Here is a 25725-nt window from a genome sequence, read left to right on the forward strand (position 1 = left end):
CGATTTAAAACAAACTAAAACCAATCGAAACTTTTACCGCGATATTCTTCTCAAATTGGGGCAGATGATAGGGGCCATAGCGATAAAATGATGAGATTCCTGCCGAAATCCCTGCAATATTTATCAGTTCGTTAAGCTCAACGCCACTTTCATAATAACCTTCGTCAAGGGTGTTGAATTCAGCGCCTACATGATCACTTTTATCCTGCATTGCACCCCAGGCAGCACGGGTAACCAGTGCCGGAGTCATTTTAAAGAAACGCCAAATGGTAAACTTCCTGAAAGCATGTCTCAGCTGTGCTGTGGCATAACGGCTTGAGAAGAACTCATTGTAATACATGGTCTCGAAACTGTTCTTACCTGCAAAATTCACGCGTGCCAGCACCCCATCTTTACTCAGGTTGTTGGGAGAGGTACTATACAGGTGCGTCAGGGGAGTATCGCCTACGGCAATTCCGGCTTGTATAAGTGCCGATGTTTTTTGGCCATTCAGGTACTTCTTCTCATATTCTGCCCTAGCATCGAGCTTGCTGAAGGTGAAATCGCTGTCAAGTACATCAGATAATGACTGGGTGTACTGAAAAGCAAACTTAGGGAAGCGTTTTTCGGTTTCGATGCGTCCATTCGGTGTCTGCATGTAATCGCTGAAAGGATTCCATTGTACCGATACTGTTGCCATGGTCAGGTAAAACAGCGAGTAAGGTTTCTCGTCAGGAATATAGGTATAGCCAAATTTAGGATCAATACGGCTTCGCTCCAGCTGCCAGCGGCTCTCCGTTTTTGGAAATATCTTTGTTTCTATATACGCCATGTAGGTCTGGTGGTTATAGAATGTCAAAAGATTCAGGAACCTTGGGTCGTAGATCTTAAATGCTTTTTTATCGGTGGCAAATGAGGTACTCGCAATTTCGGTAATATCATCCATGTAAGAAGCCCCTATCCATGAGTTAGAGAAGTTGCCAACACGAACTGCCGCACCCATGCCGTACTTAAAGGTACCGTCTTTGGTACCATACGCACCATAGCCGCTTAACCTGAACGTTTCGGCAAACTTGCTGTTGGTTACAAAACCTAGTCCCGGCCTGAAACCTTCATAGTTATTGTACTTTATAAATTTCTGAAGGTCGATGTCAAAAGGCCCTAAGGGGTAGTAACCGTTGATGATACGTTTCCCTTTAATAATGATCTGCTCCCAGTTTTCCTTGGCTACAAGGCTGTCCATTTCGGTATAGGTGGTCAGGCTTCGGGTGTCAAGGGTGTCGGGGCGGAAATTATTCCAGTATTCTTCGGGCCTGTTTATGGCTTCTTTGGTAATATCAATGGCTACTCCTGCACGCCTTATAGTAACGGGATTGTCGAATTTCTTGTCGAAATTACCGGCTTCAGAATATACATATACAAGGTCCGATGGTTCGGTTTCACGTTTACGCTTGCCGGTACTTGCTGCGTCAAACTTAATGGTTTCTCCCAGTATTTTTATATCATCCTGATTGTTTCCCTTAACTATTTTCAGGGTTTTCCTGTCCGGGAACCAAATGCCTTTTTCTTTTTCGTACCTAAAGAAATGTGTTGAAGTTACATCCAGCACATTCTTTACCCTGAACACCGCTTTTGCAACACCATAGTTTTGCATGTCAAGATAAATAATGCCGTCAAGTTTCTTTTTCTTCTTTTTGTTCTTTGGTGTAAAATACAGCATATAGGCAGCACGTCCGTCTATAGCTACTGTGTCGAGTATCTTGTAATGGTATTCTTTGAGTGCGTTCGATGCCAGTGGACCGGCATATTTTGTTTCGAGAATATCGATGTCGTTTGTGTAAACGGAATAGGATTGCAGCTTCAGCCCAATGAACTCATATAATGGCTGCTTGAATCCTGCCATGCGTGTAGCAAGTACATTCTCTTTAAGCCCCTGGTTTTTGTTGAAGAGGAATTCAGATACTTTTTCGGTTTGGTAAATGTGCCGTTTCTCGATAAGTTTTTTGAACTTATATTCGGTTGAGTCTATTTTTTTGAAAATCTTAGCAGCTCTCTCGTAGGCATAAATAGAATCCAGGTTCCCGGCAATAGAATCCGGATTTGCAGTTACTATAAGGCGTTCGTAGGTTTTGTAGCTAAAGCTGTTGAGCTTTTGCTGCGGGTCATTGATCACTTTTCCACGAATTGCTTTCCTGATGATCTCATTGGCGGGATTGGCACCATCAATTACGAGTTCCTGCAGTTGCCCGGATTTTGCCTCCAGTGTTACCGAATAGAATATCCTGCCCGGCGTGATCTTAAACGAACGCTCGCCATAGCCAATATAGGTAACTGTGAATATCTCGTGAACAGGTGCTCTTTCGATTACAAATTTGCCGTCAACATCAGCGATGATGCTCTTGCCGTTTTGCTGGTAAATGGTAGCAAAGGGTAGCGGTGTTTCAGTTTTACTGTCTTTTACAATACCCGTGATGGCCGATTGTGCATGGCCTGTCAGGGAAAAGAATAAAAGCAAAAACGTGAGTATTCTCATAGTTGAAAAGAAGAGTTATCTTCTCATTTTAGAAGGATGCCTGCTAGTGTTGAATATGCCGACTATTTGTATCCTTTTTTTAAAATGGGTATAATATATTTTGTAATTGCGAACGATAACCCGGCGATATTCATCAGATTGGTATTGTTCAGGGAAGATTATATTATATGGAGCATTAAAGATTTCGCTTCTGATTTTTAATGAAGTCTCTTTTGAATTTGATTCCTGCAAATGCACAAAAACAGACTTTAAATCAGAGATGGCCTCACTTGACCATATTATAGAAAGTTTTTCGGCCATTACCAGTTTTTCATATCATTGGCAAGTTCATCATCAGTCATATAATTGCCATTTTTTATATCATTTGATCCTTTTTCCAGTTTAGCCTTATACTGATTGATATCCATAGGTACGCCAACTGCACTGTAAGCTACTATGCCTTCTTCCATTTCTGCTTTAAAATCAAGCAGTCTTTCTAATTTGGCTTCATCTTTCAGATGCATCAGCCAGTCGATCAATTCCAGTTTTTTTACAGCTATATCCATGACAATGGTATTTATAATGTAAAGATAACGACTTTTCCGCTAATTTATGATATACAAAAAATCCGCCACGATGGGCGGATTCGAACTTATACTTTCATGATTTCGGCTTCCTTCAGTACCAGTAGCTCGTCAATTTTCTTGATGTAACTGTTGGTAAGTTCCTGAACGCTTTCTTCTGCGCCTTTGCAGGCATCTTCAGATACACCGTCTTTCTCCAGTTTTTTGATGTCGGTATTAGCGTCTTTACGAACGTTCCTGATACCGATCTTAGCATCTTCCGCTTCCACTTTAGCCTGTTTTACAAGATCTCTCCTGCGTTCCTCGGTAAGTGCCGGAACGTTAATGATGATGTTATCACCGTTGTTCATCGGGTTAAAGCCAATGTTAGCGATCATGATTGCTTTTTCGATTGGCTGAAGCATGCTTTTTTCCCAAGGCGTAACCGTAATGGTTCTTGCGTCAGGCACATTCACGTTTGCTACCTGCGAAAGAGGTGTCTGTGAGCCATAATAGTCTACAAACACACCGCCAAGCATGGCCGGTGATGCCTTTCCGGCACGGATGTTAAGGAATTCTTTTTCAAGATGCGCAATAGAATTGTTCATTGATTCCTGAGTGCTATCCAAGATAAAATCGATTTCTTCCATGGTGTAATTCTTATGATAAAAAATTAAACGTTTACTGTAGTTCCTACCAGTTCGCCTTCGCAAACTTTCATCAGGTTGCCTTCTTTGTTCATGTCGAACACAATGATAGGCAGTTCATTTTCCTGGCTAAGCGTGAATGCTGTAGTGTCCATTACATTCAGGCCTTTTGCAAGTACATCGTTAAAGGTAAGCGTGTCATATTTTGTAGCCGAAGGATCCTTCTCAGGGTCGGCAGTATAAATACCGTCTACACGTGTTCCTTTCAGGATAACATCGGCGTGAACCTCTACACCTCTCAATACGGCTGCCGTATCGGTAGTAAAGTATGGGTTACCCGTTCCGGCTCCAAATATTACGATCCTGCCTTTTTCAAGGTGGCGCACCGCTCTTCTTTTAATGTATGGTTCGGCAATAGCTTCAATCTTAAGTGCAGTCTGAAGACGTGTCTGCATTCCTGCATCTTCCAGGGCTCCCTGCAATGCCATACCGTTAATTACGGTCGCAAGCATACCCATATAGTCTCCCTGAACCCTGTCCATGCCATTGCTGGCACCCGATACACCCCTAAAAATATTTCCTCCACCAATTACGATAGCGATCTCAACACCTTTTTCATGTATTTGCTTTATCTCCGCTGCATATTCGGCAAGCCTCTTAGGGTCAATGCCATATTGCCTGTCGCCCATCAGGGCTTCGCCACTCAGCTTTAACAGGATTCTGTTGTATTTCATAGGGTAATTTTTACTGGTGCAAATATAGTAATAAATGTTTTTCGTAAAATACAATTTTATGACTCTGTATAAGCCTTTATTTAAGGCAGCGGATGGACAGGGATCAGTTCTCCGTGCGACTTTTTTGCAGCCTCATAACCTATCTGGAAAATCTCGTCCATTTTGGCCTTGTTGGTTTCAAAAGTACTGTATAGTGCCAGTTCGTCAGGTGCTATTACCCAGTCACATAGCGTAAATTTCTGCATGTTGGTATTGGCCGATAGCAAATCGTAGGCGCGTGTGGTTACCGAACGTATGGTGCGAAGGTCGCCCGCGTTTATTTTTTGTATCGGACTCACATAAATGCCTATCAGGTTGTCGCAGCGTCCCTGCAGAATATCTGAAGGAAAATGATTGATGATTCCTCCGTCACTGTATAATCTTCCGTCAATCTCATAGGGAGAAATAATTCCGGGGAATGCCGATGATGCCAGTACAGCATCGGCGATCTTGGTCTCCGGGCCAAAAATGCGCAGCTTGCCCGATACGAGGTCGGTAGCAGTAAGGTGCATTTTATAGGGCATATCGCCAAGGGTAGCGTCTTTGAAAACCGAATAGAAATAATCGCGGAAAGCTTCTGAGTCAATAAAACCCGCCTTGCGAAAGGTAAAATGCTTCCAGTGAAAAAAGTATATCGATTTAAAGAATTCCAATATCTCCTCGGGCTGCTTGCCCCAGGCATATAAAGACGACACAATGGCACCCGAGCTTGTACCCGCAATATGTGAAGGCTCAAGCCCTATCTCATCAAAATATTTTAAAACGCCCGCATGAGCTATGCCTTTCGAGCCCCCACCCGAAAGTACCAGTCCTATAGAACCCCCGTCGATTTTCATTTCATAGTAATTTACCTGACTAATTTACAGTTTTTTGTTGAACTCTCCTGACTTTTTTCTGTTGTTGCAGAATGGCCTTTTTTTTGATATAATAAAACTATCATTAATTTTGCACTTAAAATTGAGAGATATGAACGTAACAACATCATTGATTGAAAATAGCATAAACAAAAGCTTCTCTTATGAAGATTATAGGAAGCATGTTTCTGCATTGCTTGCCGATGGCCTTTCTACAGGTAATACGCAAAGCGAAGACTTAACACATTATTCAACACTGAATGAGGTGCGCATGAACCGTCTTGACAAGACCATTCACGTGCCTGATGCGATAAAAGAAAAATTAGGGAAACTTAAGAAACAGCATACGCTATTGGTGATATCCGAAGGCTGGTGTGGCGATGCGGCACAGATAGTCCCCGTTATGAATAAGCTTGTAGGCGAAAGTGATAAACTTAACCTGAAAATTGTGCTTCGCGATGAGAACGACGAACTGATGGGCGATTACCTTACTAATGGCGCACGCTCTATCCCGAAACTCGTTCTGGTAGAAACCGACAGCCTTGTAGCCCGTGGCAGCTGGGGTCCGCGCCCGCATGATGCCGCCAAGCTTATCATGGATGATAAAGCCAAACACGGCGTTGTAACTCCACAAGCCAAAGAAGACCTGCAAAAGTGGTACCTGCACGATAAAGGTGTCAGCACCATGGAAGAGATAACCCTGCTGCTTGAGAACTCTGAGAATATGTAAATTTTAGTTTACGGTTAACAGTTTTAAGTTAACAGTTTACTGTTCATAAATATAATCCCTGGCTTTTAGCCGGGGATTTTTTTATGCTTTTGAGTGTCATTCTGAACGGAATGAAATGCAATGAAGAATCTCATAGTAGAACGCGGATAACACGAATCGGGCGGATTAACGCAGATTTGCCACAGTACTGTCATTGCGAGGGGTACGACGTGGCAATCTCTTATAGAAGACTGGTATTATGGTTATTCTTTGCTGCCAATGCCTGGAGTTTCTTCATGAATTCGGGATTTATATTCATGAATGAATCGACTTTAAGTTTGAAGCTTTTAATGTTATCATCTTTATCATAATATCTCACTCTGTAATTAGGAATAAAAAAGGCTTTTCTAATAGAAATTACATCTTTAATCAGTATCTTTTTACCTTTTACTACGAAATCATTTTTGTCGATATAAACAACTTCATTTTTTTTGAAATAAGCAAATGCAGCAAATAGTATTGCAGGAATCATTAAAAAGTATGTGCCTGCGTCGACACTTGCTATAGTTGCAAAAATCAACATAATTATAGCCATTACTTTGAATATTATAGGGTCTCGGGTAGCGGAAATTTTCTTCATACTTTTCTTTTAGATTGCTTCGTTCCTCGTACTTCTGAAAACTGCGACTGTGACTGAAAACTAAATCTTCCCCACAATCTCAATCTTCTCCGATGTTGACATACCACCCGGATTACATCCCGGTTTGCCTTCAGGAATGGTTTTACCGATAGCTTTGTAATAATCCACCCACGCAGGGAAAAATTCATTCGTGCCGGGCTGTTTGTAGGTCATTGGGAATAGCTGAAAGAACGGTTTTCCGCCATTGGCGAACATAAAGGCGTCATATAGAAGTTCAGAACAGTAATAGCTGCCGTTATCGTATACATATTCGTCGTCGTAGGGAACACCAAGCTGTTTCAGTGAGAAGTCAATTGCCTGCGGAATGAGTTTGCGGTATTGCTTTTTCACACGGCCAATGAGCATCGGTTTTTTGGTGTTTTTTGAGAATTTCTCAAGGGTAGAAAGGCGCACGGCATTGCCTGCGGCTTCAATGATATAAATGGTGTCGTTGCGGTGGTACACCATGCCCATATGGCTGAAGTCGTTGTCCTGATAGCCTTCTGTTACGGCTTCTATGGCATCGCATAACGGGCCGCAGTCCATGTCCTGGAAAAGGAGGTCGCCGTCCTTAAGCGTGGTTTTTTGCTGTGCGAAAAGCGAACAGAAACTTAGAAGTAAAAGAAGAACTAAATGTTTCATGTCATTCAAAGTTAAACAAACAAATGCCAAGATTGAGGCTGCCTACCTGAGTTGCATTATATAACTCAAAATTATAGATGTTGGCTTCGATAAAAATACCCATATTATCGCCATTTGCAAAACCAAGTCGGTATTTTTGGTACAGGCCTGAAAGGTCGCCGCGGCCAAGGGCAAATCCCCAGCCCACACCAGCCTGTAGTGTAAGTGTAGTTTCGTCGCCCACTTTTGGATTGAACAGCAATGAGCCATATACAGGAGCGGCTACCAGTTTTTTGGAGATCATGCCGTCTATACCCGTGTTAATGCTAAAGGCAATTGTCTCGGTTGAGTGTACGCCAAACCCGCCGTGTAAGCTAATGCCGTCAGGGGCAAACCATGAAATATCTTCTTCGGGTTCATAATCACTATCATTTCCGCGTAGGGGAACAGAGATGGAAAAATTAGAAAAGGCTCCTGCTTCACCAAAGAAAGGTGTTTTTTCTTTTTTCTCTTTTTTGATTTCGCCTGTAACAAATACAGTAGTGCCATCCTGCGCATAAACGCACGAAACTACCAATAGGAGCAACAGGCATAGCCTATGCTGAGGCCTCAACTTCATCTTCAAAGTCTTGCGGAGATATGGCATTGGCAACATCAAATTCACCAATTTTAGTACGGCGTAATACAGTAAGATGCGCTCCTGAATTCAGTGCTTTACCAAAGTCGTTAGCCAGTGAGCGTATGTAGGTACCCTTGCTGCAAACTACCCTAAAGTCAATTTCAGGAAGGGCAATGCGGGTAATTTCAAATTCGTGAATGGTGGTCTTTCGGAAAGCAATCTCTACTTCTTCGCCGGCACGGGCGTGTTCGTAAAGGCGTTTACCATCCTTTTTGATAGCCGAAAATACGGGAGGCTGCTGGTCGATCTCGCCTAAAAAATGGGGTATAGTTTCGTGTATCAGTTCTTCGGTGATATGTTCGGTGGGGAATGTTGCGTTTACCTCGGTCTCAAGGTCGAATGATGGGGTAGTGCCGCCCAGCATAAACGTACCGGTGTACTCTTTTGGCATACCCTGAAGTTCCATGATGCGTTTGGTAAATTTACCCGTACATACTATAAGAAGTCCGGTAGCAAGAGGGTCAAGCGTTCCGGCGTGGCCTACTTTTATTTTTTTAAGGGCAAGGTGCTTTTTTAGCGCCCATTTTACTTTATTCACGGCCTGAAACGAACTCCAGGTCAATGGCTTGTCAATCAGCACAACTTTTCCTTCCTGGAAATCTTCGGGTGTAGCCACAACAGTATTATTTATAAATTGTAAAATAAGCCAAAAGCGCAGCTCCGGCTATAATCCTGTACCAGCCCCAGGGCTGGAATCCGTATTTCTTGATGATGCCTATAAAACCTTTAATGGCAATGATGGCAACGATAAAAGCGATTACATTACCCACAAGGAACATTTTAAGGTTGTCGCTGTTTTGGGTAAGCAGCTCATAGCCTTTAAGGCCAGTTTGGTGATAGGTCTTAACGAATACCGAATATACCGTTACCGCGGCCATGGTAGGCACAGCAAGGAAGAACGAAAATTCGGCAGCAGTTTCGCGGGTAAGCTTTTGCTGCATTCCGCCAATGATAGAGGCAGCTGCGCGGCTGGTACCCGGCATCATGGCAAGGCATTGCCATAAGCCTATGGTTACCGCTTTTTTTATGGTAATGTCTTCTTCTTTAACGATTACAGGGTTCTTGAAGAAGTTATCTACGAATAATAATACGATACCGCCAAGGATAAGTACGATTGCGATAGGGATAGGGTTGCCCAGCGCCGAATCGATCATGTCGTCAAAAATATAACCCAGTACCAATGCCGGTATAACGGCACAGGCAAGCTTTACATAAAAGCCAAGTTTGCTGAAGTCAAAGAATTTTTTCCAGTACAATGCCACCACGGCCAGTATGGCTCCAAACTGTATGGATACCTGAAAGAGTTTTACAAAGTCGTCTTCCTGTATGCCATAATAGGAACTGGCGAAGATCATGTGGGCGGTAGAAGAGATAGGTAAATATTCGGTTAGCCCTTCTATAATGGCAAGTATGATGCTCTGGATAAAATCCATGTATTATTTCTTTTTGAAGTTCTTGATCTCAGCGTCTTTAGGGAAAGTCTCACCTGTAGTGGTTTTCTCTGCCGGAGCAGGATTTTTAAGGATAGCATATATAGTAACGCCAAAGCCTATAAGCACCACTGTTGGCGCAAGCCTGATCCTTCTGAAATTAAAGATAGCATCACTGAATACTTTAGGGTCATCGCTGCCCCCGCCGCTCATCAGGATAAAGCCAAGTGCGATAACACCAAGGCCTATCAATAGTATCTTATAGTTTACTTTCTCAAAAAGGAAGTGGCTGTTTATTTCGTTATTCGATTTCATCGGTTTTTTTGTTTTTTGTCCGAAGTCCGAAGTCGGATGTCCGGAGTATGTTGTTTATTATCTAATGTCTAAAATCTCAATACGCAATACTATTTCTAGTAAAGATCGTCCGTCCTTAAATTCAGGAATCGCTGCGTTGCAAAGAACGTACTTATCATACTAATGATGATACCAAACGCCAGTACTCCCGAAAGCACGATGGCAGTAGGAACCCAGTCTTCCCAAATATCAAGTACCGGAAAAGCACCGTCAAGCCAATATACAAGATATATAAGTGCTGCAATGGCAAATAAAGCGCCTATAAGTCCAAGTTTGATGCCTCTCCATACAAAAGGCTTACGGATGAACGATTTGGTGGCACCCACCATCTGCATGGTCTTGATGGTAAAGCGGTGGTTGTAAATGGAAAGTCTCAATGCACTGTTAATAAGCAGCATGGCAACTACAGCAAGTATGCTGCTAAGCACCAGTATCCAAAAGCTGATGTTCTTGATGTTCTCGTTGGCCATGCCTACAAGGGTATTGTCATAGCTTACATCGCCTACATAAGGATCAGAACGAAGCTCTACCTCAATGTCTTTTATCTTTTTTGGCTGAACGTATTCGCCTTTCAGGTGAATGTCATACGAATCAAGCAGCGGGTTATTGTCCAAAAGCGTTTCGTAATCGCCTACGATGTCCGGATTGTTCTTTGCCGCATCCTCTTTAGACACATACTTATGGTCTTTTATGTATTTTGAATTGGTCAGCATAACGCCAAAAGCTTCTTTGATGCTGTCGGTAGCTTCCCTTTTAAAATATACCGTCATGGGGATGTTCTCCTTAACGTGGCTCGATATCTTATCGGTATTGATAACAAAAAGCCCAAGGGCACCCAAAAGGGTAAGCACGATGAAAATGCACAATACAACAGAAAAATAAGAAGAGATCAGACGTCTTTTCTGAAACTTTTCAAAAGATGTGGCCATAGGTTAGATTTTAGCGGTAAAAATAAATAAACTATTTTTTATATACATCTTTATAACGGGCAAAGTTTTGACATTCGTACAATAAGCGTAAATTTGTGCTCTTCTGAGTTGCTGAGGTACTGAGGTGCTTAGTTTCTGAGGTTTCTACCCAAACCCGACGATTCAGGAATTATACGATAAGTAAAAAACCTAAGAACCTTAGCCACTAAGCAGCTAAGAACCTTTTAAGATGAGATACAATCCGAACGAAATTGAGGCCAGATGGCAAAAATACTGGGCAGAGAACGGCACTTTCCGTGCTGAGGACGTAAGCGATAAGCCTAAATACTATGTGCTTGACATGTTTCCTTACCCATCAGGGGCGGGACTTCACGTAGGCCACCCGCTGGGCTACATCGCATCAGATATTTATGCGCGCTACAAACGCCACACCGGTTTTAACGTACTGCACCCGCAGGGATATGACAGCTTTGGCCTTCCGGCAGAGCAGTATGCCATCCAGACTGGGCAGCACCCAGCCATCACCACCGAAGCCAATATTTCTCGTTACCGCGGACAGCTGGACAGGATAGGTTTTTCGTTCGACTGGGACCGTGAAGTGCGAACTTCTAATCCTGAATATTATAAATGGACACAGTGGATTTTCATCCAGCTGTTCAACTCATGGTACAATATTGACAGCGATAAGGCTGAGGACATCAGTACGCTAATCGCAAAATTTGAAGCCGAAGGAAACGCTGCCGTAAATGCTGTTAGCGACGACAATATCGACGTCTTCACCGCCGCACAGTGGAAAGGCTTTACGAAAGAAGAGCAATCAAAAATACTATTACAGTACAGGCTTACCTACCTTGCCGAAACCGAAGTGAACTGGTGCCCGGCACTGGGAACGGTACTTGCTAATGACGAGATAGTAAATGGCGTTTCTGAAAGGGGAGGTTACCCTGTTATCCGTAAAAAGATGACGCAGTGGAGCATGCGCATTTCGGCCTATGCCGAAAGGTTATTACAGGGACTTGAAACGATAGACTGGACCGAATCGCTTAAAGAAAGCCAGAGAAACTGGATCGGTAAGTCGGTTGGGGCATCGGTAACCTTCAATGTGCTTACGCATGAAGAAGCTGATGATGCGCTAAAAGCAACTAAAGGCCTTGGTGTTAGGGCATTTATCGAAGATATATTCAGCGAGGTGGGCGAAGACGATAAACGTCATACTATCGAGGTGTTCACCACACGTCCTGATACTATTTTTGGTGTAACTTTCATGACACTGGCTCCGGAACACGACCTTGTAGCCAGGATTACTACACCTGAGCAGAAAGCTGCTGTTGATTCCTATGTTGATGCTACTGCAAAACGCAGTGAGCGTGAGCGTATGGCCGATGTAAAAACCATTTCGGGTGTGTTTACAGGCGCATACGCCGAGCATCCATTCACCAAAGAGCCGATTCCGGTATGGATAGGCGACTACGTGCTTGCCGGTTATGGTACAGGTGCCGTTATGGCTGTACCTGCGGGCGACCAGCGCGATTATGATTTTGCAAAACATTTCGATATCGAAATAAAAAATATTTTTGACGGAGCTAATATTTCTGAAGAGGCCTACGGTTCTAAAGACAATGTAAAGCTTCAGAACTCTGATTTCCTTAACGGATTCGATTACAAGAAAGCTACCAAAAAAGTCATTGAGTCGTTTGAAGACTTAGGGCAGGGCAGGGGCAAGACCAATTACCGCCTTCGCGATGCTGTTTTCAGCCGCCAGAGGTACTGGGGCGAGCCGTTCCCGGTATATTATGTAAACGGTATGCCGCAGATGATCGCTACCGAGCATTTGCCGGTGCGCCTTCCGGATGTGGAGAAATACCTTCCTACCGAAGACGGGCAGCCGCCTCTTGGCAATGCTAAAGACTGGGGATGGGATGCTGCCAACAACAAAGTAGTTGCAACCGACCTTATCGATAACGTAAGCGTATTTCCGTTAGAGCTTAACACCATGCCGGGTTGGGCAGGAAGTTCATGGTATTGGCTACGCTATATGGATCCGCATAACAATAATGAGTTTGTTGACCCAACATCTGAAGCCTACTGGCAGAATGTAGATTTATATATTGGCGGAAGCGAGCACGCTACAGGCCACCTATTGTACAGCCGTTTCTGGAACAAGTTCCTTAAAGACAGGGGGTACATTAACCAGGAGGAGCCATTCAAAAAACTGATCAATCAGGGAATGATCCTTGGTACAAGTGCGTTCATTCACATATACCAGCTGAATGCTGTGGCAAAACCGGGAGTAGATGAAGCTACCGTGCCTGCGAGAATGCCATTTATGATCTCTGAAAAGATCTACAAGAATATCTCTGAAGGGCGATCTTCGAATACTATTGAAAAATGGCTTGAAGAAAAATATGGAGAAAAGAGCAGCTGGACATTTGATGTGGTATACAGTTCAGCCGATCTTATTAAACGTAATGTTGATGTTTCTTTACTAAAAGGGCTTACCGACGAACTGGATGTTGAAGCCTTTAAGAAAAGCGCTTTGGACAAGGATTTGGCAGAAGCTGTAGTGCTTACTGACGAAGAAGGCAGGTATATAACTACCCGCGAGGTAGAGAAAATGTCTAAATCGAAATACAATGTGGTAACGCCGGATGATATTTGTGAGCAGTATGGTGCCGACACGCTTCGTCTTTACGAAATGTTCCTTGGGCCGTTAGAGCAGGCTAAACCGTGGAATACAGCGGGTATCACGGGAGTATCAGGCTTCCTGAAAAAACTTTGGAAATTGTATTTTGACGATAACGGACTTATTGTTACAACTAATCCGGGCAGTGCAGAGGCTTATAAAACGCTTCATAAAACCATCAAGAAGGTGCAGGAAGATATAGAGAATTTCTCGTTCAATACCTCTGTAAGTTCGTTCATGATCGCGGTTAATGAGCTTACGGCCATGAACTGCCATGAGCGTACCATACTGGAGCCGCTTGCTGTTTTGATATCGCCTTATGCACCTCACATTGCCGAGGAATTATGGAACAGGCTGGGTCATCAGGGAAGTATCTCTACGGTGCCGTTCCCTATATTCAATCCTGAATACTTAGTGGAAAGCAGCAAAGAATACCCTGTGTCATTCAATGGCAAGACCCGCTTTATGATAGAATTGCCAATGGATATGAGTGCCGCTGAGATAGAAAAAGTAATCCTTGCCGATGAGCGTACTGCACAGCAGCTTAACGGAGGTGCCCCTAAAAAGGTAATTGTGGTACCGGGCAGGATCATTAATATAGTAATGTAATACCGCTTTGGCATCATACTATAAGATGTCATGAGATTATATAAGGCTCCGGAGGAGCGGTTATCATGCCGTTCTTCCGGAGCTTTTAAATATTAATTATAGCTGATACAACTAAGGCACATTATTTGACGTTATATCCTTAAATCCTTCTTTATGAAAAACATCTTCAGAATAGTAGTCCCTGTCTTTGCTTCCTTTTTTATGATCGTGGGCTGCAGCAGCAGTGAAGATGCTGCTAAAAACAATTCGCCGGTTGATTTTGACCTTGACGAAAGTGCTTTGGCAGCAGAAGGATATACCAAGGTCTATGAAGATAATTTTACCAGCGGATTGAACGGATGGAACATTTGGGAAGGTGGTGCCTTTAATGAAGAACTTCAGTTATACAAAGCGCAAAACCTCATCGTTTCTAATGGCATTCTTGAGATAAAGTCCAGGAAAGAAGATGTTACAGGCTCAATTTTGCCGGGCGAAGACGAACTGTCTGACTATGCCTACACCTCGGGCAGGATAGAGTCGGTTTATGAAGTTGCCCATACCTCTCCAACACAGAAAATTCGCATCAGTGCCCGTATAAAGCTACCTTCTTCATACGGTATGTGGCCTGCTTTCTGGAGTTACGGCAATCCGTGGCCTACCCATGGCGAGATCGATATACTCGAAGCCACAGGAGATAAACATGGCTATATCACTAATTATTATTATGGCAGCCAGCCTGATGTTGCGGTTACCGATGACGACCTGACCTCTGAAGAGATAACTACCAACAAAGACCTTAGCAGCGGCTACCATGTATACGAATTGATATGGGGAAAAAATAGCCTGACCTTTCTGCTCGATGGCGAAGTGATAGAAAAAAGAGTAGCTACAGAAGCGGGACAGCAATATATACCTGCTTTTTTTGGCAAAACACAAAATATCGTGCTTAATCTCGCAGTTGGCGGCACCATGTTTGGCGACGACTTTGACGAATCAAAAATAAAAACCTCATCGATGTATGTAGACTGGGTAAAGGTCTTTAAGGCTGAATAATCATCTTTCATAATTAATGTCGAATCGGGGAGATGAATCTATGAATTCTTAATATTCAGGAAACAGGTATTTAAAAAGTAACGGTTAATTTGGCTGCCCAATTAACCGCCAATTACTGATTAATGCGAAAAAAAATATTTTTACTGTTAACGCTGCTTATAATTATTGCTTCAGGTTTTAGAGCCGACAACAATGTTGAAGGATTGTCGGTTACATTCAGAAAAGTGTCCGAAGATTATGTAATTTCCGTAACAACCAATAATTATTCGATGAATGGTCCCGGTGTACCTAAAGGAGTATCGGGTACTCAACCTCATCTTGCCGATGAAGGGATGAAATTTGTAAAACTGAAACTTACACTAAGGAATGACGGCGATAAAGATTGCACTTTCGATTTCGCAGATGTATACATTTCAACGGAACAGGACACTTTATATCCTTTTTTAACAATGCAGACTTATTTTGCAAGAACAAAAATAAAAATAAAACCCCATAAAGAGATTGACAGGATCGTACTATTTGAATTTCCCGATAAAGCCAAACCAAAAGAATTATTTATTGAAGACAGGAGATATCCAATTATTGAAGAAAAGTAATTAATTGGATCATGCCTGAAATAGAAAACCCGCTTTGGGCATACCTCAGCGGATCCTTCTTCAAATTATTTTTTTTACTTCCTCACATACAACACCCCATTCTTGCAGCTCATAACGCCCAATTTACCTTTAGTGCGCTGCTCTTCAAGTTTTGTTTTTGCTTCGGTGGTACTGATGTTAAGAATCACGGCAACTTCTTTTATGGCTAATGTCGGGTAAACTGCAAACAGTTCAAGAACATCACTGTTTGGCGCGATAGCTTTCTTTTTAGCATCAGGATGCAGGTATAATAATGCCCTTTCATAGTCTGCATAGGGCTTAGAACCATAGACCGTCAGCTGGTTGCTTGTTGCGTCAGAGAAGAAAATAGTTGGGAATCCGCGAACACCCAGGTCTTTTGCCATTTTCAGGTCGGCTTCAAACAGTTGTTTTGCAGGACCGTTATAATCTTTTTCTAATTTTTGGGTATCCAGTCCGGCAAGTAATGCAGCCTCACGTATATTCTCCCATTTGGCAATATTCTTTTTATTCAGATATAGCTTTTCCCTGAGTATACGCATGAATTTCACGGCTTTATCCTTATCCTGAATCTGTGCCGCTTTCATGGCAATGCACGATGGGTAAGACGAATCCAGAGGGTCTTCAAGCCATACATCGCCGTCAATAGGCATTTCATAGTGGTGGCTCGCCTCGTCCCAATGGTGTGCTACATCAGACGGCTTGCTGATACCGCCGCTATTATAGCTCCAGTCGGGCAGCAGTCCGCCCATCCTGTAATCGATCTCAAAATAATCGCCATACTCAAGCTTAAGTTTTCTTAGCTGTGGCTCAATTCCCCAGCATGAAGAACAGATAGGATCGGTATAGTAAATTATTTTTACGGGCTTGTTGTCAGGGACAATGGCTACGTTTTCTGTCTTAGCTGCCTGTTCCGGCATTTCACAAGTGCCTGTAACAGGGTCACACATCAGGGGATTATTCTTAGTATCGGTCATATTCTTATTTGTTTGCGACTGGCATCCGTAACAGTTTATCATTATTAGTATAATGGTTACTATTTTCTTCATTGTTTTAAATAGCTGTATTGGAGAATCGTTCATTATTGATAATTTTACTGCAAAGTTGCGAAGTATACACATACGAGTCAATAAGTCAAAAAAAGATGACTATGGGAAAAGACCAGAATAACAGTAATGAATGTCCTGCTGAAGGGCTATTAAAACAGCTTTCGGGCAAGTGGAAGCCACAGATATTTCGCTTTGCGCTTGAAGGCCCGGTGCGTTTCAACGCCTTGATGAGAGACCTCAACGGGGCAAATAAACAATCTGTTGCCACTGCCCTTAAGGAATTGCATGAAAGCGGATTGCTGGACAAAAACACCGTTACACTCAAGCCTTTACATATTGAATATACACTTTCAGACAAGGGCAAATCTTTAGTGCCGGTTTTCAGGCAACTTGAATTATTTTCGGCAGAATAGTATAAAAACAAAATCCGCCCCTGTTATCAGGAGCGGATTTTCAATTATCAAAGTATCCTGTCTATTTCAAATCTATTGTCACTTTTTCTATTTTACCGGTAAAAGCAAAAGGCGGCTTATAATTAAAATCTACAGGAGAACCAACATCCATACCAACGTCCATTCCTTCATTGAATGAAATCTGTAGAGGAATGGTTTTCTCTAAATGCATATCGCCAACTTTAGTTCCATTTACCGACATGGTAACTGTAGCGCCTTTACCTCTTTCTTCTCCTTTACCTTCATATTTAAAATCAATAACAAGTTTTACCTTTCCTTTTGGCAAGGCATTTTTACCGGTCAGAGTTGGACGGTCTAATGCCAGGTAATTATAGATAAATACAGGCTTGCCGTCTTTTACATAAAGGCCATAGCCGCCTATTATGCCTCCTTGGGTAAGTATCATGCCCTCGGAACCAGTATCAGGTATTTCTACATCAGCAGTAACCGACCATGATTTGTTCAATATACGCGGAGCGGCTTCGCTTGGCAGCGCAACCTGTCCGGGGTAATAGGTAAAAGATTTTTGATTGCCCGCAAGCGTAGGCCTTCCCATAAGTTCTCCGTTAAGCCTTTCTACAGCTCTCCAGTCGAGAGGAAGCACGTTGTATTTGGCGGCTTCAACCCACCATAAATCCTGCATTTCCCTTAGCTTTTGTGGATTCTTGGCTGCAAGGTCATTGGCTTGTGTAAAGTCTTCATCCACTTTATACAATTCCCATTTTTGCTTATCCGGATCAAATGCTCCCCTGTTAGGATTCCATGGAGCAAAAGATAATGCAGAGGCCATCCATCCATTATGGTATATACCCCTGTTTACAGCCATCTCAAAATATTGGGTCGTATGTTTTTCTTTGGCCTTTGCATCATTAAACGTATAGGCAAAGCTTATTCCCTCTATAGGCTTTTGAGGAATCCCATTTACGGTTTCGGGAGGGGTAATGCCTATTACTTCATACAATGTTGGCACGACATCAATAGTATGGGTAAACTGGCTGCGCAGTCCTCCTTTGTCTTTTATTTTGGCAGGCCACGAAATGATCATCGGGTTTCTCGTACCTCCAAAATGGCTCGCCACCTGTTTTGTCCATTGAAACGGTGTACACATGGCCCATGCCCATTCGGCTGTAAAGTGATTGTAATGTTTAGGCCCACCCAGTTCATCGATTACTTTCAGGTTATCCTGCCATTTTTCAGGAAAGCCATTAAAGAAAAGGTTCTCATTTACCGAGCCTTCAATGCCACCCTCGGCACTGGAACCATTGTCTCCCGCAATGTATATGAATATAGTGTTGTCGGCACCGGGCAATTGCTTCACAGCATCTATCACCCTTCCCATTTCATAATCACAATGTGCGCCATAAGCGGCAAACACTTCCATCATTCGGGCATAAAGCCTTTTTTGGTCGGCATTAAGTGAACTCCATGCGGGGAGGCTTTCAGGCCTTGGTGTCAGTTTTGCATCGGCAGGCACTACTCCCAGTTTTTTCTGTCTTGCAAAAGCCTGTTCCCTGTAGGCATCCCATCCCATATCAAATTTGCCCTTAAATTTTGCAATCCAGTCCTGGGGTGCATGGTGTGGTGAGTGTGCCGCACCGGGAGCTACATATAAAAAGTAAGGTTTATCAGGAGCTATAGACTTAACTTTTTGCACCCATGAAATAGCATGGTCGGCCAGATCTACGGTCATGTGATAATCAGGATCGGCAGAGGCAGGCACCAGATTACGATTCTCAAACAACACCGGATTCCAGTGGTTCATATCGCCTGCATTAAATCCATAAAAATAATCGAAGCCCAACCCATTCGCCCATCGGTCAAACGGCCCTGCTGCACTGGTTTCCCAAGCAGGCGTATTATGGTTTTTTCCAATCCACGCGGTCATATAACCGTTTTGATGCAGCACTTCGCCAATAGTGGCAGTACTTCGTGGCATTACACAGGTATATCCTTCATAACCTGTAGCCGCCTCAGTAATTCCGGCAAAGGAAACCGAGTGGTGGTTTCGCCCTGTTATAAGTGCGGCCCGTGTAGGGCTGCATAGTGCCGTGGTATGAAATTTATTGTAACGAAGTCCTTCAGCGGCAAGCTTATCCATAGTAGGTGACGGGATGCCTCCTCCAAAGGTACTGAACTGCCCAAAGCCCGAATCATCCAGTAGTATCAGCACTACATTAGGTGCACCTTTTGGTGCCTTTACGGGCTGCGGGAACTGTGGAGGGTCAGAATCCAGATAGGTTCGCCCTACATATCCGTTAAAATGAAAATCCGGAGGGGGCAGGTTCACGCCATCACCGGCAGCTTTAGGCTGTTCCTGCGGTTTGTTCTTATTATCCTGTGCCATTGCCCTAATAGAGAACAGGGAACACAAAATCAATATTTTTACTATTGTTTTCATAATTAGTTGGTTTGGTCTTGGTCCTTATCCTACCTTTTTCACAGCAGGAGCTTTCCAGCTGCCGTTAAGCATTTCTTCTTTCGGCCAGTATACGCGAAGCAGTATATTGAACTCGCCTTTAGGCGCAGGCAGCCAGTTGGCCTCTTTATCCTTACCCGGAGAAGCATTCTGGAAATAAATATCTACCGATCCATCGGCATTTGTTTTCAGGTTGCTGCGGTCGCCAATGGCATTTCTGTTAATAGGATTTGCCACCATGTATCCCTCCATATCATACATGGTCAGTGACCAGAAGGCTTTTGCAGGTGGTGTTTTGCCTTTATCAAAATGTAGTACATAGTTATTAGATCCATTAAGCTGATTACCATCGGCATCATAAGAACAGGCAGGATATATCGCATCCTCGCGAAGATTAGCCCCCAGTCCATAGTAGGCTATAAAAGCCCTTGTCTGATAATCAGTCCCATAATCCGCAACATTATCCGGCATTAGCTTCCAGCCATTTACCAAACTGGCTCCTTTTTTAGATTCCTGATCCATGGCTGCAAATATCTCTTCCGGCACCTTTTTAATAGCTTCCTGCTCTTCGGGCGTAAACGAAGCAAGGCTAAATTTCAGTCCCGGACCAACACCTATCTTGGCAAACTTCTTCATTGCCGGAGCATCGGCCGCAGTTGGAGGATTATCAGCCATAAGCTTGTTCACGTAGTTAAAGAACTCTTCTGCCGACATCGCTTTTACAATAGCATTAGGGTCTTCTTTAGAGGCGTCAGGATTTGGCGTAGCAGCCGGAGGTGTATAAGGCTTGCCCCAGGCGCTTAATGGTGTAAGCTTATATTGTTTTTGCAGCGGAATAACCACTTTATCGCCATCGGCTTTGCTGTTTACCTGCGTGCGGCCTATTATCCATGCCATATCGGTAGGCGATTTTAGCTGTTCCATTCCCGCAGGCACCTCTCCTTTCCAGTTGGGTCCGGTAACAAGAAAGTTGTGGGCTTCATTACCGGTTGTACGTGTACCGGGCGATGTAAACACATTGGTGTAGGCATCGAGTATAGGCATCATATAATAGCGCCCATGGGTATTAGGCACAGACAATACCATCGGCTCCTTTTTAAGGTCGAGGGTTGCCTGAGAATAATAGGTGTCTGCATTTGCCCTTACCACATCCCGAAAGGTAGCATCGGGAAAATAAGACAAATGCGTAAAGGCGTTGGGTGCTGATGCGGCAGGATTATTGCCATTGGTCATTTTAATTCGGGTAACGTCCATCAGCACTAATGGAAGACCAAAAGCAAAGGCTTCTTTGGCCGTTTGCGCCACTTCGGATCCAGAAGAAGCAACTACGGTTGTTGTTTCTTCAGTCTTTTCTTTTTTGCATGATGCCATCAACACCAACAACGACAGCAGGAATATTTTTTTCATGTATAATGGTTTTTATGATTGGAATTATTTCACTTCTTCAAAATCGCCCGGTTTCCAGCTTCCGTTAAAAGCTTCGGCATCGGGGCCATAGATACGGATGTAGGCAAACCAGCCTTTGCCCGGTATGGTTTTTATCCATTGACCTTCTTTTCCTTCGGGTGCTTTAGGGCCAAAATACAGGTCTACGCTCTGGCCTCCAATCTTATCTTTTAGTTCAAACATAGAGCGCAAAGCTGCCATATTCTGGTCGGTTGCGATCTGGCTTCGGGTTTCGGCGTCATAAATAGTAACTGACCAGAACAGTTTCGCAGGTAGTGGTGTAGGCATCGTAAGCTTATACGTTTTGGCACCGTCTACATATTTGCCGGTGTTATCTTTAAGTCCAAGCCAATACAGCGAACCCATTCCTTCCTTGCGCCTTGCCATAGAGGGTGAAGCGCCAATTGCCTGATAAAACCACGTTTCGCGGGCATCAAGGTCTACATAAGTTGGTAAATCAAAGTCGCCATTCTCTGGCCTAAGCTCTACCCATTCCCACTGGCGGTCTTTCCACACAATGCGATCCGGGCGACGGTCGGCAAACGATTGTACCCTCATTTGGGCATTGGCAATTTTAGCCGCTTTTTCAAGGATTCCCTTCATGCGTGCATCCGGCTTAAATTCTTTACCCTTGATTATACCCAATACTGCCAGTTCCCCATAGTAGTTCCTGTAACCCTCATAGGCAGGTTCCCGCTGAATGACATCATTCAGGTTCTCCCAGTATTTTATATTGTTTTCCCATTCCAGAGGGGTAGTGTTTTGTGGCTTTCCGGTAAGGTCAGACCATGTGGGTTCTTTCCAGTCTGCCGTTTTATTGAACGGATATACTTTTACCGTCTTAATACGTTCAATTGCGGCCTTAACATCGCCACCCACGGGGAGTGAACGTATCCCTACGATGAGGTTATCCGAAGAAGCTTTCCATACATGGTAGCCCGATGCAGGCAATGTTCCTTTATAATTCAGAGGCAGTAACAAGTGTTTTCCACCTTTGCCTTCATCAGGACCGGGTATTCCCATGTCGGCAACCCAGCGTTGGTTTACATCCATGGCTACAACAATAAGCGGACCCGCAGGTACCTCGACCACCATTGGCCCTTTAGAAAGGTCAATGGGTATAGGGCCATAAGGCGTATCGGAATTTAGTGTAAAGCCTACCTGTCCGGGCTTGGTATCAAGTGTACCAAATGCTGTGTTGGCTACTACGCCAACAGGTTCGTTGCCTTTAAACATAGCTTCTCCCGAAACACTGGGATAGAAAAACTTATAAGCCTGAACCGCACGGTACAGGTCGGCCTCATCATAGGCTTTTTGTATTGTCCTTTCGGTAGGATAGCCGCCTACAAACTCATAGCCATCTGTATTTTCGACAGAGGTTGTGGTAGCCGTTTCAGTAGATTCTTTTTTGCAGGCTGCTAAAGCTAGCAGCATACAAAGTGAAGGGATAATTTTTTTCATGATATTGTTAGTTGGTTATTGTTTTACTTCTTCTACGTCGCCCATTGTCCATGTTTTATCAAAAAATCCTTTTTCAGGACCGTAGAAACGCGCGAGAAGTTCAAACGATCTTTTGGCATCGGTAGGCACCCAGTTGCGTTCTTTTCCTGCCGGGGCTTTGGCACCAAAATATACGTCTACAGAACCATCTGCATTTTTTTGCAATCCCGGTGTGGTAGAGGCGCGGCTATAGTACTTCATACCCTGTATCAGGGCATGCGTTTCGCGGTCATAGGCTGTTATGGACCAGTACAATTTTACAGGCACATTGGCAGGCAGATGCAGTTTATACAGCTTAGAACCGTCTAACGGTTTCCTGTCCTTGTCTCTTGGTGTCATGAGGTAATATTGTCCGGTTCCCAAATGTTTGGTACTGAAATAACCCATGGAATAGGAAACAGCCCTTTGGTTAAGCGGATAGCTCGACGTATCTTCATAATTACCCATGATGGCTTTTGCAAATTCAGGTTCTGCAGGCATTGTCCATAATGTCCCTTCATAAAAAGAATTTTTAAATATATCCTCATATTTTTGGTCAAGCCACACATGCACATCCTGCACTGCTGCGGTAAGTATTTCTTTAGTCCTTGCATCAGGGTTAAAAGGTTTTCCTTTTTCTATGCCGATAGTCTTAAGCCTGTCTATCATCGCCATATCGCGTGCAAGCCATGGCTCTCTCTGCACAAAGCTATTCAGAGTTTCAAAGAAGCGCATATCATAAGGTATTACATTGCCAAAATCCGTTTGAAGCAAATCAAGGAACTGTGTCTGAGGTGGATTCGACGCCTGCGAATACGGATAGATCTTTACTTTTTTGCCGTACTCAAGGGCCCTGGCGATATCTTCTTTGCTACCGTCGGTAAGATTGGAGCGAAGTATCACAAATCCGGTATACACCGATGAAGGCATCGGTATGTAACCCGAAGGCACAGGGTCTTTATAGCCCGGAGGAAGTATCAGGTATTTGCCTCCCTTGCCCTTATCGACTCCCGCAGGTCCCACATCTTCAATTGCTGTCTGCCATGCATCGTCTACAGAGCCTGTTATGGACGAAACACCATCTACAGGAGGTATTTCAAGCACTACAGGGCCTTTTCGGGTATCATAAAACGGATTTACATAGATCACATCAGGATTTGGCGTAAGCGTCTGGTTTTTGTCATTGATAAGATCCGACCAATATATAATCTGGTTGTAATCGCCTTTGGCAGCAACCAGGCTTTCATGCATCAGTTCAGAGTTTACGGCAGGCATTCCCCATACCACTGCATTAAATGCGCTGCTGTATATTGCCTGTTCATTAACGTTTTCAGGCTTAAAATCACTTTGGGCTATTGTGCCGGATTCACTTTTACCCGCTTCTTTCTGTTCTTTTTTACATGATGTAATCAGAAGAAGTGACATAAATAGATAAGGAAGTGCTTGTTTCATAAGTGTAATAATTTTGATTCGTATTGAAGAAGCCTAAAATTAAAAACAAACTTTCCTACCTTCTAATCATTGACAGTCAATGATGTTGCAGATTATAAAATGGAACATAATAGCACAAAAAAAATCCGCCCGGTATAACCGTAGCGGATTTTCAAACTATATATAGAAAGGAAGCTTATCGCTCCCTTGAACCTCCAAATACCTGAAGGGCGAAATATACCAGTGTGGCAAGCGCGCCTATGGCTGCTACAAGATAGGTACGGGCAGCCCATTTCAGTGAGTCTTCGGCACCTTCATATTCATTTGGGGTAAGCATGTTCTTGTTCTTTAACCAAGCAAGGGCACGGTTACTGGCATCATACTCTACGGGAAGGGTTACAAGTGTAAAAAGCGTTGTGATCGCCATAAGAATAAGCCCTGCAACAGCAATATAATAACCCGCGCCTATGTGAGCAGCAGCTCCCATACCCAGGCCAATAACTATTATAAAAGGTGCCATTCCCGACGAAATGTTTACCATAGGTACAAGATTAGACCTCAGCTTCAGCATCTGGTAAGCCGTAGCGTGCTGTACTGCGTGGCCTACTTCGTGGGCAGCAACGGCAGCCGAAGCTGCATTGCGCTGGTTGTATACAGCCTCACTAAGGTTCACCGTTTTGTCGGCAGGGTTGTAGTGGTCGGTAAGGCGACCAGGTGTAGAGATTACCCTAACATCATAAATGCCGTTATCGCTAAGCATCTTCTGCGCGATCTCAGCCCCGCTCATGCCATTGCGAAGCTGTACCTTAGAGTAATATTCAAACTTGCTCTTCAGCTTAGCACTTACGGCAAAGCTCACAAGCGCGATTAGTCCCAACAGTATATAATATCCTAACATTGTTTTAAAATTTTGGTTTCTATACCTATATCAAAAAGAAAGCCAATCTTTTACAGACTGGCTTTGTATGAAATTTTGACAGATTGCCTATAACTCTGAATACTGGAAAACAATCGTTGCCTGTTCCTGTGTATCTGATTTAAAAACAGTTTTTACAACATAACCGTCCTCATCATACATGTTCTCGGTGGTATATGTTTGGCCATCATCAATCATTTTAGCAATAGGCCTGGTCGATGTAAAATAATAAAGGTCTACAAGTAAACCAATCAAGAAAGGGTTTTTAGTTGGTGTATTATAAAAAGGCCCTTTGTGATCCGAAACATATTCAAGGGTAAGCAAGTTTTCGCCTCCGGTCTCATCTACCGTACCAAGGTCTTTCCCAACAAGGCCGGCCTCAATATTCACTCCGCCAAAAACATATTTTTTTGTCTGCTCATTATAGGTAACCGGAATTGTCGCACCACTATTGGTAATGCTTACCAGCTGACCGTTCTGGTATTGTATCGTTATGAAAGGTTCTATATCATCTTCATCTCTTACTGCGATAAGATTATTGTTGTCATCATAATCAAAGGTGTAGATAGCTTCACCGTCGCCAAACATGGCTTTAAGGTTTTTGTGGTCATCATATTGAAATACGATAGGGTCGCCATCTACAACGGCCGTAGTCATGAACTTTTGGTTGTTGTTCTTGTCATCGTCATTGTTACACGATGCAAGTATGGCTATCGCTAAGAGCGAAAACAGGATTTTTTTCATTTTTTAATTGGTTTAGGTTGAGGTGTAAAGATATTTTTTTTAGATAATAACGTTCCAAAACGGAATGTTAAATTTGAGGCCTAAAAAAAGCCATTCGTTATTGCGAATGGCTTCCTGTAAAACTT

At 43.4% G+C, this 25725-nt stretch carries 25 protein-coding genes; 5 read left to right on the forward strand and 20 right to left on the reverse strand.

Annotated elements, in window-relative coordinates:
* Positions 1–4: 4 nt before the first annotated feature.
* The 6 genes from ACX0HA_RS01805 to ACX0HA_RS01830 all read right to left on the reverse strand — a co-directional run bounded on the left by ACX0HA_RS01805 (position 5) and on the right by ACX0HA_RS01830 (position 5310).
* Entirely contained in the window at positions 5–2512 is a 2508-nt protein-coding gene (locus ACX0HA_RS01805) for a DUF5686 family protein (RefSeq protein ID WP_458843556.1), read from the reverse strand.
* Between the two features lie 15 nt (positions 2513–2527).
* Complete coding sequence (locus tag ACX0HA_RS01810; RefSeq protein WP_458843557.1) at positions 2528–2812, reverse strand: type II toxin-antitoxin system RelE/ParE family toxin; 285 nt, start codon at positions 2810–2812, stop codon at positions 2528–2530.
* Positions 2812–3057 carry a hypothetical protein gene (locus tag ACX0HA_RS01815; protein WP_458843558.1) on the reverse strand — a complete coding sequence of 82 codons (246 nt, stop codon included), beginning with the start codon at positions 3055–3057 and terminating at the stop codon, positions 2812–2814. Before ACX0HA_RS01815 ends, ACX0HA_RS01810 begins: the two co-directional genes overlap by 1 nt.
* Before the next feature lie 86 nt (positions 3058–3143).
* Positions 3144–3704: a ribosome recycling factor gene (gene frr, locus ACX0HA_RS01820; protein ID WP_458843559.1), complete on the reverse strand. Its 561-nt coding sequence runs from the start codon at positions 3702–3704 to the stop codon at positions 3144–3146.
* Positions 3705–3727: 23 nt separating this feature from the next.
* Positions 3728–4435, reverse strand: a complete 708-nt coding sequence (gene pyrH, locus ACX0HA_RS01825; protein ID WP_458843560.1) for a UMP kinase — start codon at positions 4433–4435, stop codon at positions 3728–3730.
* A gap of 80 nt (positions 4436–4515) precedes the next feature.
* On the reverse strand, positions 4516–5310 hold the full coding sequence (locus ACX0HA_RS01830) for a patatin-like phospholipase family protein (RefSeq protein ID WP_458843561.1): 795 nt from the start codon (positions 5308–5310) through the stop codon (positions 4516–4518).
* 130 nt (positions 5311–5440) lie between these two features.
* Here ACX0HA_RS01830 and ACX0HA_RS01835 point away from each other — a divergent pair, with 130 nt between their 5' ends.
* Positions 5441–6058, forward strand: a complete 618-nt coding sequence (locus ACX0HA_RS01835) for a thioredoxin family protein (protein WP_458843562.1) — start codon at positions 5441–5443, stop codon at positions 6056–6058.
* A 220-nt stretch (positions 6059–6278) separates the two neighbouring features.
* On the opposite strand, the gene ACX0HA_RS01840 is transcribed toward ACX0HA_RS01835, so the two are convergent.
* The 7 genes from ACX0HA_RS01840 to ACX0HA_RS01870 form a co-directional block, all read right to left on the reverse strand.
* On the reverse strand, positions 6279–6677 hold the full coding sequence (locus ACX0HA_RS01840) for a hypothetical protein (RefSeq protein WP_458843563.1): 399 nt from the start codon (positions 6675–6677) through the stop codon (positions 6279–6281).
* A 60-nt stretch (positions 6678–6737) separates the two neighbouring features.
* Positions 6738–7358 (reverse strand): YiiX/YebB-like N1pC/P60 family cysteine hydrolase, encoded by a 621-nt coding sequence (locus ACX0HA_RS01845; RefSeq protein ID WP_458843564.1) that lies wholly within the window; start codon positions 7356–7358, stop codon positions 6738–6740.
* A 1-nt stretch (position 7359) separates the two neighbouring features.
* Positions 7360–7956, reverse strand: coding sequence for a hypothetical protein (locus ACX0HA_RS01850; protein ID WP_458843565.1), 597 nt, complete (start codon positions 7954–7956; stop codon positions 7360–7362).
* Positions 7934–8632, reverse strand: coding sequence for a tRNA pseudouridine(55) synthase TruB (truB, locus tag ACX0HA_RS01855; protein ID WP_458843566.1), 699 nt, complete (start codon positions 8630–8632; stop codon positions 7934–7936). Before truB ends, ACX0HA_RS01850 begins: the two co-directional genes overlap by 23 nt.
* A 7-nt stretch (positions 8633–8639) precedes the next feature.
* Positions 8640–9449 carry an undecaprenyl-diphosphate phosphatase gene (locus tag ACX0HA_RS01860; RefSeq protein WP_458843567.1) on the reverse strand — a complete coding sequence of 270 codons (810 nt, stop codon included), beginning with the start codon at positions 9447–9449 and terminating at the stop codon, positions 8640–8642.
* 3 nt (positions 9450–9452) lie between these two features.
* Positions 9453–9761, reverse strand: coding sequence for a DUF3098 domain-containing protein (locus ACX0HA_RS01865; protein ID WP_458843568.1), 309 nt, complete (start codon positions 9759–9761; stop codon positions 9453–9455).
* Between the two features lie 95 nt (positions 9762–9856).
* Positions 9857–10729: a cell division protein FtsX gene (locus ACX0HA_RS01870; protein ID WP_458843569.1), complete on the reverse strand. Its 873-nt coding sequence runs from the start codon at positions 10727–10729 to the stop codon at positions 9857–9859.
* A 229-nt stretch (positions 10730–10958) separates the two neighbouring features.
* Here ACX0HA_RS01870 and ACX0HA_RS01875 point away from each other — a divergent pair, with 229 nt between their 5' ends.
* From ACX0HA_RS01875 to ACX0HA_RS01885, 3 genes are all read left to right on the forward strand, one after another.
* Complete coding sequence (locus ACX0HA_RS01875) at positions 10959–14021, forward strand: leucine--tRNA ligase (protein WP_458843570.1); 3063 nt, start codon at positions 10959–10961, stop codon at positions 14019–14021.
* Positions 14022–14174: 153 nt separating this feature from the next.
* On the forward strand, positions 14175–15053 hold the full coding sequence (locus ACX0HA_RS01880) for a glycoside hydrolase family 16 protein (protein WP_458843571.1): 879 nt from the start codon (positions 14175–14177) through the stop codon (positions 15051–15053).
* A 122-nt stretch (positions 15054–15175) separates the two neighbouring features.
* A complete protein-coding gene (locus ACX0HA_RS01885) occupies positions 15176–15649 on the forward strand; it encodes a DUF4352 domain-containing protein (RefSeq protein ID WP_458843572.1) in 474 nt (157 codons plus the stop codon).
* 74 nt (positions 15650–15723) lie between these two features.
* Here ACX0HA_RS01885 and ACX0HA_RS01890 read toward each other — a convergent pair whose 3' ends face one another.
* A complete protein-coding gene (locus ACX0HA_RS01890) occupies positions 15724–16644 on the reverse strand; it encodes a DsbA family protein (protein ID WP_458843652.1) in 921 nt (306 codons plus the stop codon).
* 167 nt (positions 16645–16811) lie between these two features.
* Here ACX0HA_RS01890 and ACX0HA_RS01895 point away from each other — a divergent pair, with 167 nt between their 5' ends.
* Entirely contained in the window at positions 16812–17129 is a 318-nt protein-coding gene (locus ACX0HA_RS01895; protein WP_458843573.1) for a winged helix-turn-helix transcriptional regulator, read from the forward strand.
* A gap of 61 nt (positions 17130–17190) precedes the next feature.
* Here ACX0HA_RS01895 and ACX0HA_RS01900 read toward each other — a convergent pair whose 3' ends face one another.
* From ACX0HA_RS01900 to ACX0HA_RS01925, 6 genes are all read right to left on the reverse strand, one after another.
* Positions 17191–19566 carry an arylsulfatase gene (locus ACX0HA_RS01900; RefSeq protein WP_458843574.1) on the reverse strand — a complete coding sequence of 792 codons (2376 nt, stop codon included), beginning with the start codon at positions 19564–19566 and terminating at the stop codon, positions 17191–17193.
* Positions 19567–19590: 24 nt separating this feature from the next.
* Positions 19591–20991, reverse strand: coding sequence for a DUF1254 domain-containing protein (locus ACX0HA_RS01905; RefSeq protein ID WP_458843575.1), 1401 nt, complete (start codon positions 20989–20991; stop codon positions 19591–19593).
* Positions 20992–21015: 24 nt separating this feature from the next.
* On the reverse strand, positions 21016–22491 hold the full coding sequence (locus ACX0HA_RS01910; protein ID WP_458843576.1) for a DUF1254 domain-containing protein: 1476 nt from the start codon (positions 22489–22491) through the stop codon (positions 21016–21018).
* A gap of 15 nt (positions 22492–22506) precedes the next feature.
* Positions 22507–23961 carry a DUF1254 domain-containing protein gene (locus ACX0HA_RS01915; RefSeq protein WP_458843577.1) on the reverse strand — a complete coding sequence of 485 codons (1455 nt, stop codon included), beginning with the start codon at positions 23959–23961 and terminating at the stop codon, positions 22507–22509.
* Between the two features lie 175 nt (positions 23962–24136).
* Positions 24137–24838, reverse strand: coding sequence for a zinc metallopeptidase (locus ACX0HA_RS01920; protein ID WP_458843578.1), 702 nt, complete (start codon positions 24836–24838; stop codon positions 24137–24139).
* Positions 24839–24925: 87 nt separating this feature from the next.
* Positions 24926–25600, reverse strand: a complete 675-nt coding sequence (locus ACX0HA_RS01925) for a membrane lipoprotein lipid attachment site-containing protein (protein WP_458843579.1) — start codon at positions 25598–25600, stop codon at positions 24926–24928.
* Between the last annotated feature and the right edge of the window lie 125 nt (positions 25601–25725).

This window comes from Flavobacterium hauense (assembly GCF_054457175.1).